This window comes from Brevibacterium spongiae, from assembly GCF_026168515.1.
Taxonomy (GTDB): Bacteria; Actinomycetota; Actinomycetes; order Actinomycetales; family Brevibacteriaceae; genus Brevibacterium; species Brevibacterium spongiae.
In genome coordinates this window covers 611,801-624,812 of record NZ_CP093443.1, presented here as the reverse complement: position 1 = coordinate 624,812, position 13,012 = coordinate 611,801, and the positions used below count along the sequence as shown (strand labels likewise).

At 63.9% G+C, this 13,012-nt stretch carries 12 protein-coding genes; 9 read left to right on the top strand and 3 right to left on the bottom strand.

The genetic code is table 11. The features are described from left to right. Positions 1-159: 159 nt before the first annotated feature. The 3 genes from L1F31_RS02800 (at position 160) to L1F31_RS02790 (ending at position 1,739) form a co-directional block, all read left to right on the top strand. Positions 160-630 carry a hypothetical protein gene (locus L1F31_RS02800; protein WP_265419180.1) on the top strand — a complete coding sequence of 157 codons (471 nt, stop codon included), beginning with the start codon at positions 160-162 and terminating at the stop codon, positions 628-630. A 49-nt stretch (positions 631-679) separates the two neighbouring features. Further along, a complete protein-coding gene (locus L1F31_RS02795) occupies positions 680-1,150 on the top strand; it encodes a hypothetical protein (RefSeq protein ID WP_265419179.1) in 471 nt (156 codons plus the stop codon). Between the two features lie 118 nt (positions 1,151-1,268). Continuing rightward, positions 1,269-1,739 carry a hypothetical protein gene (locus tag L1F31_RS02790; protein WP_265419178.1) on the top strand — a complete coding sequence of 157 codons (471 nt, stop codon included), beginning with the start codon at positions 1,269-1,271 and terminating at the stop codon, positions 1,737-1,739. Between the two features lie 124 nt (positions 1,740-1,863). On the opposite strand, the gene L1F31_RS02785 is transcribed toward L1F31_RS02790, so the two are convergent. Further along, positions 1,864-2,907 carry an LCP family protein gene (locus L1F31_RS02785; RefSeq protein ID WP_265419177.1) on the bottom strand — a complete coding sequence of 348 codons (1,044 nt, stop codon included), beginning with the start codon at positions 2,905-2,907 and terminating at the stop codon, positions 1,864-1,866. 366 nt (positions 2,908-3,273) lie between these two features. Here L1F31_RS02785 and L1F31_RS02780 point away from each other — a divergent pair, with 366 nt between their 5' ends. Together L1F31_RS02780 and L1F31_RS02775 are read left to right on the top strand one after the other, a co-directional pair. Continuing rightward, complete coding sequence (locus L1F31_RS02780; protein WP_265419176.1) at positions 3,274-4,512, top strand: MFS transporter; 1,239 nt, start codon at positions 3,274-3,276, stop codon at positions 4,510-4,512. A 403-nt stretch (positions 4,513-4,915) separates the two neighbouring features. Further along, positions 4,916-6,376 (top strand): amino acid permease, encoded by a 1,461-nt coding sequence (locus L1F31_RS02775; protein ID WP_265419175.1) that lies wholly within the window; start codon positions 4,916-4,918, stop codon positions 6,374-6,376. Here L1F31_RS02775 and L1F31_RS02770 read toward each other — a convergent pair. Next, positions 6,317-7,789, bottom strand: a complete 1,473-nt coding sequence (locus L1F31_RS02770) for a PucR family transcriptional regulator (protein WP_265419174.1) — start codon at positions 7,787-7,789, stop codon at positions 6,317-6,319. The genes L1F31_RS02775 and L1F31_RS02770 overlap by 60 nt on opposite strands. Positions 7,790-7,975: 186 nt before the next feature. Between L1F31_RS02770 and L1F31_RS02765 the strand changes: the two genes are divergently transcribed. The 4 genes from L1F31_RS02765 to L1F31_RS02750 all read left to right on the top strand — a co-directional run bounded on the left by L1F31_RS02765 (position 7,976) and on the right by L1F31_RS02750 (position 11,066). Further along, entirely contained in the window at positions 7,976-9,481 is a 1,506-nt protein-coding gene (locus L1F31_RS02765) for an FAD-dependent oxidoreductase (protein ID WP_265419173.1), read from the top strand. A 110-nt stretch (positions 9,482-9,591) separates the two neighbouring features. Further along, positions 9,592-9,939 (top strand): cupin domain-containing protein, encoded by a 348-nt coding sequence (locus L1F31_RS02760; RefSeq protein ID WP_265419172.1) that lies wholly within the window; start codon positions 9,592-9,594, stop codon positions 9,937-9,939. A 342-nt stretch (positions 9,940-10,281) separates the two neighbouring features. Next, a complete protein-coding gene (locus tag L1F31_RS02755) occupies positions 10,282-10,494 on the top strand; it encodes a helix-turn-helix transcriptional regulator (RefSeq protein WP_265419171.1) in 213 nt (70 codons plus the stop codon). Then, positions 10,491-11,066 carry a hypothetical protein gene (locus tag L1F31_RS02750; protein WP_265419170.1) on the top strand — a complete coding sequence of 192 codons (576 nt, stop codon included), beginning with the start codon at positions 10,491-10,493 and terminating at the stop codon, positions 11,064-11,066. Before L1F31_RS02755 ends, L1F31_RS02750 begins: the two co-directional genes overlap by 4 nt. A gap of 225 nt (positions 11,067-11,291) precedes the next feature. Here L1F31_RS02750 and dld read toward each other — a convergent pair whose 3' ends face one another. Continuing rightward, positions 11,292-12,998, bottom strand: a complete 1,707-nt coding sequence (gene dld / locus L1F31_RS02745; RefSeq protein ID WP_265419169.1) for a D-lactate dehydrogenase — start codon at positions 12,996-12,998, stop codon at positions 11,292-11,294. Positions 12,999-13,012: the final 14 nt, after the last annotated feature.

The window sequence follows — 13,012 nt, the reverse complement described above, 5'->3', positions numbered from 1 at the left end:
GTTCGCACGACTGCAATATTCCTGTTCTCCATCCGTGACCGGCTCCGAGTCGGCTCTCAGTCGGCGTTGCCGCGTCCTCAAATTCGATCGAAATACTGTTCATCGTCAATCGACATGCCACCTTGCAGTGGCAGCACATGAGCAGAAGGGATCGACACAATGAAGTCCACCATCCGCAACCGCGCAGCAGCTCTGGGAATCGCCACCGTCGCCGGACTCGCAGGCCTCGGACTGGCAAGCGGACCGGCTATGGCCGCCGACGCCTCGCTCGCCGATTCGTCGAGTCAATCGGCGAGCTCGGGAGTCGACGCCCAGTCCGTGTACTACCCGACGAATTCGACCGACTATGCGAACGAACTCGTCCGTGCCTGGGGTACCGACAACACCGATCGCGTCGAGGCCTTCGCTTCCGGAGACGTGGCCGAGCAGCTGGCAGACCACGACGGTGACGACGCCACGCACTGGGACCAGACCGGCGGCGAACGCACCGGAGACACAACCTACGTCACCTACGAGAACACAGTGACCGGGGAAAAGATGGCGCTCGGAGTCTCCGAAAAGGTCATTGACGACCAGAACGAGTGGGGCTCAGCACCTCACGCAGTGACCTATGTTCAGTTCGCAGACTGACAGCAGCGCAACCGAACCAGCAATCGACGCAAAGGGAAGAGCAGAAGCCATGAAGAACACCATCCGCAACCGCGCAGCAGCTCTCGGAATCGCCACCGTCGCCGGACTCGCAGGCCTCGGGCTCGCGGGCGGCCCGGCAATGGCCGCCGACGCCTCCGTCGCCGACTCGTCGAGTCATTCGGCGGACTCGAGAGTCGACACCCAATCCGTGTACTACCCGACAGACCCGGTCAAGTACGCCGATGAACTCGTCATCGCTTGGGGCCAAGGCGCCACTGATCGCGTCGAAGCCTTCGCCTCTCCCCAGGTCGCGGAGAAACTCGCCGCGCACGGCGATGACAACGTCACCCACTGGGATCGCGTCGGCGCCGAAGGGGCGGCAGGAACGATCTATGTCGACTACGAGAACACCGTCACCGGCGAGAAGATGTCGCTTGGAGTCCCGAACGAAGCCGTCTCCAACCCCGACAACGAGTGGGGCACACCCAACGGCGTGCACAAGGTCCAGTTCGACGACTGACCACCCGTCTTCGCAAATTCGCAGCGCGAGAGCATTCAGTGACGACAATCCGTCGCAGGAGTGAAGACCTTCCAGACGACAACCCTTAAAAGGAAGCTCAAGGGAAAGGAACAGCACAATGAAGTCAACAATCCGCAACCGCGCAGCAGCACTGGGAATCGCCACCATCGCCGGTTTCGCCGGAATCGGGCTGGTCAGCGGCCCCGCTTTGGCGGCCGATGCTGGTGCAGCCGACTCAACGGCGCCGGCGGCCGCCTCGGACGTCGACACTCAATCCATCTACTATCCGATCGAAGCCGGCAAGTACGCAGATGAACTCGTCATCGCCTGGGGCCAGGACAACACCGAACAAGTCAAAGCGTTTGCCAGCGACGAAGTCGCCGAGAAACTGGCAGACCATGGCGATGAAAACGGTTCTCACTGGAGGAACTCCGGGGCAGAAGGCACCGCGGGAACAACGTACATCACCTATCGGAACACGGAGACCGGCGAGAAGATGACGCTCGGTGTCTCCAACCAGGCCATCGGCGACCAGGATGAATGGGGCGCAGCACCTCACGCTGTGCACAAGGTCAAGTTCGAAGGCTGACTCGGCCCCACACTGTCTGACCCCCTCGCCGGCACTCCCCACATGACGAACCCCGCTCAGGAAGATCCTGGGCGGGGTTCGTCGTGCACAGCCGACGGCAACGATCGGCCGCCTCGGCGAGGATTTACAGGTGCGCCTCCGGGGCGTTCTCCACATAGTCGCCAACGGTGTCGTTCGTGAACGCGTCCTGCACCTTCTTCAGCTCATCCTCGTCGACGTTGACGATCGACTGACCGTCCGGGGAGGTGCCGACGCCGGCGACGGGAGCGGTGAAGAACTCGATGTCAGTGGGGCGGACATCGCGCATATTGAATGCCGTTCCGGAGATGTACTTCGCGTCCAGACCCGAGTCGACGTACATGTACGGCGCGAAGTTCTTGACCATGTCCTGGATCTTCTTCGGGTTCGACAGCGTATCGGCCGAAATGATCTCGTTCGTCAGGCCGCGGATGAACGCCTGCTGATTGCGCGCACGCTGGAAATCGCCGTCCTTGAACTGCTTGCGCTCACGCACGAACGTCAGCGCCTCATCACCGTTGAGGACATTCTCACCCTGGGTGAAGCTGTAGCCGTTCTTCTCAAACGCCTGTTCAGAGTTCACGGTCACCCCGCCGAGGCTGTCGGTCAGAGCCTTGAACCCCTCGAAATCGATGATCGCCACGTGATCGAGATCGGTGCCGATGAAGTCCGAGACCGTCGTCACGGCCAGCGGCAGACCGCCGTAGGACAGCGCCGAGTTGATCTTCGCCTTGCCGTGCCCCTCGACGTCGACCCACGTGTCACGCGGGATCGACATGATCTGGACGCTGCCGCCGTCATTGGGCAGGTGCATGACCATGATCGTGTCCGAACGCAGACCGCGCGAATCGTTGACATCGACATCTTTCATCGACTCATCGGAGCCGAGCAGCAGGATGTTCGTTCCGCCGTCCTCGGCGTTGCCGCTCTTCTCCTTGCCGAAGACCTGTTCGTCGCTGAGCTTGTTCGCGTTGTTGTCGAAGGACCGGCCGACGTTCCACACGTAGAGACCGACGCCGAGCACGCCGAGGATGACGATGATGAGCAGGATGACGAGCACCTTGCGCCACACGCGCTTCTTTTTGCGCGGGCGCTGCTGCTCGTCGGGCTGGTGGTCGAAGAGATCGTCGAACGTGGTGTTGTCCGTCATCGGCACTCCGGGGTCTGAGGGCGGCGTCGTACGCCAGGGAACGGGGGCAATCTCGCCAATTGTATAGCGGGTGTCGTGATTCAGTTCTCAGCCTCGCGCATCCAGTGGCGGACTGTTTTCCGGGGAGCCGCCGATGACCCCGCGGGCGAACGGGTGGGCAGGGCCGCCTCGGCGAGGTGTTCTGCCCGTTCAGGCATGGTGTCACCGTACTTGGCACGGATACTGCGGGAGCGGCATTCGCGGGGACCAGCCGAGAGGCGAGCGCACCTCATTGGGCGACTCGCACTCCGCCGAGGTGAGAGGACTCACCAGTAATAACGCAGGATCCGTCTGGTTGTCGTTCTGGGCGCTCGGTAGACTTTCCTGGTGTTCAATAACTATCGGGAAATTCTGTCACTTCCCGGTGCTCTCAAGTTCTCCTTGGCCGGTCTCGTCGCCCGGATGCCCATCGCAGTGCTGGGACTGGGAATCGTCCTCTTCATCCAGGGCGTGACCGGGTCGTACGGCATGGCGGGCATCGTCTCCGCCGTATACATGATCGTCCAGGCACTTGCCGGCCCCGGGATCGCTCGCCTCGTCGACCGCCTCGGTCAGGCGAAGGTCATGGCGCCCATCGTCATCACCCACCTCATCGCACTGACGCTGCTCATCGTCTCCGTGTACGAAGAATGGTGGCCGGGATTCATCTTCGTCTTCGCCGGGATCAGCGGTGCCACCGTCGGCTCGGTCGGTTCGCTGGTGCGTTCGCGCTGGTCACATATCGTCGACACCCCGAAGAAGCTGCAGACCGCATTCTCGTGGGAGTCGGTCGCCGATGAGCTGATGTTCGTCTCCGGACCGGTGCTGGCCACGGTGCTCGCGACAGCCGTGTGGCCGCCGGCGGGCATCATCCTCTCGATGATCACCGTCGGAGTCGGCTCGCTGCTGCTCTACATCCAGAAGTCGACCGAGCCTCCGCCCGTCGAGCGGACCACCGAGGCGAAGGGCCACGTGTTCTCGAACCCGGGCATCTTCGCGATCATCATCGTCAACATCTTCCTCGGGGTGAACTTCGGTGCCATCGACGTCATCGCCGTCGCCTTCGCCGACGAGCTCGGTGTGAAATCCTCGGCCGGTGTGCTGCTGTCGTGCCTGGCGCTGGGGTCCCTCATCTCCGGAGCGCTGTACGGAGCCAGGAATTGGCAGGCCGCCGTCCATCACCGCTTCGGTGTGGCCGTGTCCGCTCTGGCAGTGGGCGCGTGCCTGATGCTGCTGGCGAATTCGATGGTCACCTACGGCATCATCCTCATCGTCGTCGGCTCCGCGATCGCACCGAGCCTCATCGGCGCCAACTCCGTCATCGAGCAGCTCGCTCCCCCGCGCAGGCTCACCGAGGCGTTCGCCTGGTTGGGCACCTCACTGGGCTTCGGCGTCGCCTTCGGATCCGCTGTCGCCGGCAACATCATCGACGCCTTCGACGCGAAGACCGCGATGCTCCTGCCCGCCGGCTGCGCGGTGCTCGGGGCGATCATCGCCCTGTCGCTGCTCAAGCTCTTGAACCCTTCGCGGTCGAGTCACGAAGCCCGGTTGGAGAAGGACCGCCGACGCGTGAAGGTCGTGGAGTAGGGCATTCGTCACCGTTAGCGTCACGTCCTCTCGGCAGCCTCGCTTCGCACGGACGCGCGGCGGTTTGGGCATCCTGCACCGCTAGCGTCACGTCCTCTCGGCTGCGTCGCTTCGCACCGACGCGCGAGCATCCAACGCCGTTCGCGTGAAAACACCCCGTTGCAACGGGGTGTTTTCGAGTTTGCGGGGCGGTGTGAAGTGAACGGTGAGGGATGCTTGCCGGCGCTCACGACGAATCGGCGGGCCGCCTCGGCGAAATCCCTGCGCCAACTCTGCTGTCCACCTGCAACTCTGCTGTCCACCTGTATGAACGGCCGCAGACCACCTGTACCAATGCCGCATAGCGACCGGGTGCGGGAGCACGCAGGGTAGAGATCTGACACAACTACGAGGAGGTAGTCACGTGAAGGAATCACCCACATCACCCACCGGCTCGGCATCGAGTTCGCCTGCCGATGACGGACATCAGCTGAAGAAGGGGCTCAAACAGCGCCACCTGACGATGCTCGCCCTCGGCGGCGTCATCGGTGCAGGCCTGTTCGTCGGATCGAGCGCCATCGTCGCCGATGCCGGACCCTTGGCATTCGTCTCCTACGGCATCACCGGCATCATCGTCTTCCTCGTCATGCGGATGCTCGGAGAGATGGCCGCCGCCAAACCGACCACCGGCTCATTCACCGACTATGCCCATATGGGACTGGGGCGGTGGGCCGGCTTCACCACCGGCTGGCTGTACTGGTACTTCTGGGTCATCCTCGTCGGCTTCGAAGCCGTGGTCTGCGGGCAGACGATCCAGCGCTGGTTCCCGGACATCCCCGTTTGGGCCACCGCCGGCACCGTCCTGGTGATCATGACACTGGTGAACCTCATGTCCGTCGGCACGTTCGGTGAAGCCGAATACTGGTTCGCGAGCATCAAGGTCGCCGCCATCATCGTGTTCATCGCCATCTGTGCGGCCTTCGTCTTCGGACTCTGGCCCGGTCAGTCAGCGGACTTCAGCAACCTCACCGCGCACGGCGGTCTGCTGCCCAATGGTGTGTTGACGCTGTTCACTGGGGTCGTCGCCGTCGTGTTCTCGATGACCGGCGTCGAAGTCGCCACCATCGCCGCGGCCGAGTCCGAAGAACCGGTCAAGGCGATCCGCCGCGCCGTGAACTCCGTCGTGTTCCGCATCCTCGCCTTCTTCATCCTCTCGATGGTCCTCATCGTCATCGTCGTACCATGGAACACCATCGTGCCCGGGGAATCTCCGTTCGTGACCGCTCTCGATCACATCGGAGTGCCCGCAACGGCCGACCTGCTCAACCTCGTCATCGTCATCGCCGCACTCTCAGTCCTCAACACCGGGATGTACACGGCATCGCGGATGCTCTTCGTCATGGGCAATCGCGGTGACGCCCCGAAGGTCCTGACGACGACGAACAAGCGCGGCGTTCCCGTCATCGGCATCCTCTCGTGCACCGTCATCGGCTATGGATGCGTCGCACTGTCGGCCCTGTTCCCCGACGATGTCTTCGACTTCCTCATCAACTCCTCCGGCGCGGTGTTCCTCTTCGTCTACCTGATGATCTGCCTCTCCGAGCTCAAGCTGCGCCGCAGGTGGGAGAGGGAGAAGCCGGAAATCCTCGTCTTCAAGATGTGGCTCTACCCGTATCTGCCCGCCGCCGTGACCATCGTCATCGCCGCCGTGCTCATCAGCATGCTCTTCCGCTCCGACCTGCGCATCGAGCTGCTGCAGGGACTGGCCGTCTGGGCGATCCTGTCGATCATCCACTTCGCCACCCGCCGACGCCGGCAGACGTCATCAGTCGTCGACGATATCGGCGAGGTCGATGCCGGTGCGACGAGCGCTCTCGATCGCTAACCACAGAAGCGCCGTCCCCTTCGAGGAGGCCGGAGCGAAGCCGAGGAGCTCGCTGACCTTGTTCATCCGGTAGACGAGCGTCTGCCGATGGATGCTCAGCTGCTTCGCGCTGCGACTCCAGTTCCCGTCGTTGCCGAGGAACACCCGCACCGATTCGACGAGCTCGGTAGAGTTCGCACGATCGTAGTCGATGACCGGGCCGAGCACACCGCGGACGAGGCCGCGCACCTCGGCGGGGGTCGATGGAAACATCGACACGGTCTGGTCATCGTCGTACCTGACCACGGGTGACTGGAGCTCCATCGCACGTGATCCCGCCAGCTTCGCCTGGCGGACCACCTCGGGGAACGAGGAATTCGACGTCAGCGTCGAGCTCACTCCGGTGACAGCGTCATCACCGACTGACTCGGCGATCCTGCGCAGAAGATCGTCATCGTCGGGAACGACACCGAGCAGTGAGCTGCCCTGCCGGGCCAGCAGCGGAGCGAGTCCGTCCAGCCAGGTGCGGCGGTGGACGTCGCTGTCGGTGAGCTCGGCCCCGGACACCGACGTCCAGCAGGCGACGACCACGGCCTCCGTCAGTCCGCGCCGATTCAGCTCCGGCCACACCGCCGAGGGTGTGATCGTCTCCGCGAGCAGTCCGGAGAAGAGCTCCTGTCCTGATTGCCGCAGCCGGTCCTGTTCGGCGCCTCGATAGCGGAACTCCATCGTGAGCAGGCCGACCACGTGCGCCAGCAGGGGTTTGTCCGGTGTCGCGCCGGCGATAGGGGAAGCGGCGAGCCGAAGGTAGGGGTCTCCGGGCAGGGCGACAACCTCGGCGGCGGTGTCCGGGGCCTCGCTCAGCCCCGTGCGCTCGGCATGACGACCGGCGAAGAGGACGGTGCCTTCCCGTTCGTCCCACAGGCAGAGAGACCATCCGCTGATCTTCTCCAGAGCGCTGAGGCGGCTGCCGATGCCCTCCCCCGCTTCGACTTCCATGCTGTTGATGTCATACAGACGTCTGATCGCAGTGATGCGGCGTCTTTCGGCGTCGATAGAGCTTTCGATGACGGCGCGGGCAAGAGTGACGAACTGCAGATCGAACCGACCTGTCAGGACCGGGAAGCTGCGCTCAGATGCCGCTTCCAGCATCGGATCGCCGGCGGCAGGACTGTTCGGGCCGAGGGCAAGAACCAGTGCGCTGACTCCGGCATCGATGATCTTCACCAGCCATTCCACCTGGTCAGCAGGGTCCCTGGGGATTCCTGGGCCCGTGGTCATCACCAGGTCGCCGGGCCCGACCCAGTTCCAGGGGTCCTCGAGATCGCACACATGCGCCCACGTGACCATCCGGTGGCCACCGGCACTCCCGGCTACGAACTCAAGGCCCATCGTGGGCAGGGCTGCCAGATCGTCTACCGAGATCATCATCATCCTTCATTGGAGCACCCGGTCGATTCGGGCGGACACGTCCACATCATCACATGCGCAGGAAGGAGGGGACTAGCCAAACGTATGAAGAGCGCGCTCAAGGCTGTGCACATCACGGGTGGTTCGGCGTCGAACCGCCGCGAATACTGACCATATACAGCTCAACAGCACTCCAAAGAAGGAGGCCCCATGCGCACCTCACACTCAGCACACACGTTCACAGACACCACCGGGTCGACGGCTCGAAGCTCGTCGACGGGTCGAAGCCCATCGACTGATCGAACCTCGTCGCCGGGTCGAGCCGGCTCGACGGCTGGGGCCGGCTCGACGTCTCCGCAGGAGACGGCCCTGTGGAAGACCGACCGGACCGGGCATCGGCGGGCGGCCCTGGATGAGGACATCGCCGTCGACGTCGCGATCGTCGGCGCCGGCTTCACCGGACTGTGGTCGGCGTACTATCTGCTCAAAGAAGACCCGAGTCTCCGGGTCGCCATCGTGGAGAAGGACGTCGCCGGCTTCGGTGCATCCGGCCGCAACGGCGGTTGGGCTTCGGCGATCTTCCCGATCTCGCTGGCCCGAGTCGCCCACTTCCATGGGCGCACGGCCGCACTCGACCTGCAGCAGGCGATGAATGATGCCGTCGACGAGATCGGGAGGGTCAGCTCCGCCGAGGGGATCGACTGCGACTACGCGAAAGACGGCTTCATCTCGTTGGCACGCAATCCTGCGCAGCTGGCCAGGGCGCGCACAGCGGTCCGGGCGGCGGAGGACTTCGGCGCCCACGGTCAGATGAGGTTCCTCGACGGCACCGAGGCTGCAGACCAGGTCAGAGCCACCTCGGTGCTCGGTGCCACCTTCACCCCGCATTGCGCGGTCATCCAACCCGACCACCTGATCCGGGGCCTTGCCGCCTGGGTCGAATCGCACAGCGGAGCGATCTACGAGGACACCCCCGCACTCACATTGGAATCTGGCCGGGTGCGCACGCCCGGCGGGACCATCTCCGCCGAGGTGGTGGTGCGGGCCACCGAGGCCTACACTCCCGAATTCCCTCAGTACCGGCGCGAAGTCGCACCGCTGTATTCGCTGGTGGTGGCCACCGATCCGCTCCCTGCGGACCTGCGATCCGATCTCGGGTTCGACGGGCGGAAGGCCTTCAACGATATGCGGAATCTGCGCATCTACGCCCAGTCGACCGCCGATGGGCGGATCGTCTTCGGCGGACGAGGTGCGCCGTACCACTTCCTGTCCCGCGTCGATCCGCGCTTCGACACCGACACCCGCATCCACAACAAGATCGTCGACACCATGCACGACTTCTTCCCGCAGCTGCGCGATGTGCCCATCGCCCACCGGTGGGGTGGCCCACTCGGAGTCCCCCGCGACTGGTTCCCCTCGGTCGGACTCGATCGGTCGCGCGGCATCGCCTGGGCCGGACCGTACGTCGGCGACGGTGTGGCCACGAGCAACCTGGCCGCGCGGGTCCTGCGCAACCTCATCCTCGACAAGTCCGACGAACTCAATTCCCTGCCCATCGTCGACCACCGATCGCCGAGGTGGGAGGTCGAACCGTTCCGATGGGTAGGGGTCAATGCGGGGCTGGCCGCAGCCGAGCTCGGCGACTTCGAGGAACGGATCACGAAGCGACCGTCGACGATCTCGGCCCTGCTCGAAAAGCTCACCGGAGCGCACTGACTCCGGGATTTGGCCCCTCCGCTGAATCAGCACTGAACTCAATCCGTTCCCAGACCGCCGACCATCAACACTCACATCCATACTCAGGTTCACACTCAGAAGGGACTCCAATGACCACTCTCACTCACATTCCCGGCAGCGACATCGACGGCTCACTCAAGGGCGCCGGCGTACGCGCGGGTGCCGACAGCGGCAATCCGCTGCTGCGCACCCTCCCGGTCGACCCCGGCAACAGCGCTCAGACCGGGATCTGGGAATGCCAGCCCGGCGGCTGGCCCGTCGTCGACCGCCAGGACACGGAGGTCTGCTATATCCTCTCCGGGCGTGCAACTCTGACCGATGACGAGACCGGGCAGACGTCTGAGATCTCGACGGGTTCTTTCGTCGTCCTTCCGGTCGGCTGGAGCGGCCGCTGGGATGTCACCGAGACGGTCCGCAAGGTCTACGTCATCTACTGAGCGCCCCGACGTTGCCGTTTGAGCATCCGTCACCGTAGGCGGTACGTCCTCTCGGCAGCGTCGCTTCGCACCGCTGCTTGAGCATCCGTCACCGCTAGCGTGAAAACACCCCATTGCAACGGGGTGTTTTTACGTTTCCGGTGAGGGATGCTCGCACTCTGTGCCCGCACCGCTCCGGCCCACCGCGAGTTGCCGTCGCAGTGGTTCCAACTTGCCCGCCCGATGTGCCAGCGGGACCACGGAACTGCGGGGCCGCCTCGGCGATGTCAAAGATCTTTGACATTTCGATGTCAAACATGCTTTACTTTTAGATGTAAAGCAAAGTTGACATCAAGGAGCCGTATGGAAGTGCAGACCTCGGACCTCAAGCAGGTCCGCAAGGCATCCGGGCTCACTCAGGCTCAGCTGGCTCAGCTGACTGGGGTATCGCGACAGACGATCATCGCGACCGAGCGCGGCGACTACGCCCCCAGCGTGTATCTGGCGCTGCGTATCGCCCGAGCCTTGAACACGACCGTCGAAGAGATCTTCTCGCTTCAGGAGGAATCACAATGAACAACGTCAGCGACAAGAGGAACCGCCCCAACGAACTCGCCGACAGGATTGCAGGATTCAATGACCCGTCCATGGGCGATGAGCGCGAACGCAACGTCATCCTGCGGGCGTATACGTTCGGCTCGATCTTCTCCACGTACGCGTTCTTCACGCTCGCACTGATCTTCGCCATACTGGGCGCGGGATTGTGGTCGGCGCTCATCGTGCTCGCCTCGGGTCTGAGCGGAGTGGCCATCTCGGCCTACTGCAGGCGCGAGAATGTCGACTTCTCAATGGCTTTGGCCCGTGTCTCGCCGAAGCGACTCATCATCACCAACGTCATCAGCGGCCTGTTCACCATTGCCTGGCTCGCCGCGGTCGTCTTCCACATGAGCAATGGCTACCCGCTCATCGACGCCGGGATGGGCAAGAGTGCGATGCCCGGCGCTCCCACCAGCACATATTCCATCGTGTTCGGCGCAGCGTTCGGTTTCATCGTCGCACTCACCATGATGACGATCTCCCGTGTGCGCAAGTCCAAGCAGGCGCGCGCCGAGGCGGCCGCCGCCGCTGAGATCGAAGACGAAGACTGATCGGTCGCCGCCACGGCTGCGGTCGGCGGTACGGCTGCGGTCGGCGGCAGCGCACCGAGCATCGGTCACAGTTAGCGGCAGAACACCCCGTTGCACCGGGGTGTTCTGCCGTTAACTGTATGAGGTGCCGCCATAGGTGTGGCTTAGCGCTAACGGTGCGGGATGCTTCTGCCGAAATCGGCAGTTACGGCGCTGTCGGCAGCAGGGGCGATGCGCCGGGGAAGCTCAGGCCCAGTCCTTCATCGCAGAGGTCTCGCCGACTCCGGCGTTGAAGACGTTGTGCGGGTCGAGTTCTTTGAAGTGGGCTTCCATCTCGTCCGGCACACGGTAGAGGCGCCCGTAATTGTGCTCGGCAGGCACAGCCGCACCCCGGGCCTCGAGCAGCTCGGTCATCTGCTTCTTCAGCGCCACCGTGTCGACACCCTTCTTCGCCACATGATCCTGGTGGAAGACGTGACAGAAGAAGTGACCATAGTAGGAGCTGATGTGCAGCTGCTCGGCGATCTCGTCGGGAAGCACCTCCAGCCAGTCGTCGTCATCGCGGCGCAATGCCACGTCGAAGGTGATCATGTCCGAGGAGTCCTCGCGATTGAGGTTGAAGTAGCGGGTCGCGGCGCTCGCGGCACCGAACCGGTGGAGCATCGCGGACTGAGCCTCATCGGCATCGCAGACGAAGTACGCACCGTCGTGGGCCGCCTCGGCGAAGAAATCATCGAGGAACTGCCCCATCCGCGCCTTCTCCTCACCGCTGACGACGAGCAACAGGTGGTGTTCGAACCTGTCGCGGTACTCCAACATCCGCTTGGGCAGCTGCTGCGGCAGCAGGCCGAACGCGTTCTGCGCGATCGTGTCCGCGACGGTCTCGCCGAAGAACGGAAGCTTCGCGAACACACCGTTGGCCCAGTTCTTCAGCGCGAAGAGCTTGATCTGCTCGCGGCTGCCGGCGTGCTTGATCGAGACGAACGTATCCTTGCCGTACTTCTCGGCGAGGTCGAACGAGGGACGGCCCATGTACTCGCCCGAGATCGGCAGCGGCATGTCCGAGGTCAGGATCGCCCGGCGCAGGTCCTCGAGTTCGGCCGGTGAATTCGTGCCGACGTAGAAGGTCGTCGCGCCGGTCTCCTTCGGGAAGGTGCGGGTGCGCACGGCGAAGACCATGAGCTTCCCGGCCGAACCGGAGGCTTCATACAGGTAGTCGGAGTTCGCGTTGAACCGGGCCGGCGAGTCGACGATCTTCCGGACCTGCTCGCCGTATTCGGTCTCCGTCGTGTCCGCGGGTGAGGGGGTGACAGCAGCCGGATCCCAGTCACCGCGTTGGAGTTTGTCGAGGATGTGGGCGGGGTCGTCACCGAGCTCCACGCCGAGGTGGTTGACCAGTTCGAGGCGTCCTGCCTCGGTGACGCGGGCGAAGATCGCGTGCTTCGTGAACGCCGGGCCCTTGCGGATCTGGGATCCGCCGGAGTTGTTCGCGATCCCGCCGATGACGGAGGCACCGATCGAGGACGAACCGATGACCGAGTGGGGTTCGCGGCCGAGCGGGGCGAGCGCCTCGTCGAGTTCGTACAGCGTGGAGCCGGCCAGGCAGATCGCTTCGCGGGCGTCGTTGATGAGGTGGATCTGGTTGATGCGCAAGGTTGAGATAATGACGATTTCGCGGTCGTAGTCCTGCGCTCCGGGTCCGGATCCGCCGGTCAGACCGGTATTCGCCGACTGCGGGATGACGATGAGGTCGTTGTCGACGCAGACCTGGAGTGCCCGCCACATGTCGACGAGGCTGCCCGGGCGCAGCACGGCGAGCACATTGCCGCCGCCGAAGCGGTTGCCCTTGGCGTAGGGGGCCGTCGCCCTCGCCGAGGTGAGGACGTGACGAGGTCCCATGATGTCGATGAACGCGTTGACGGCTGGCGATTGGCGGCGTGGTCTGCCGGGCATGTGCTCGATCCCTA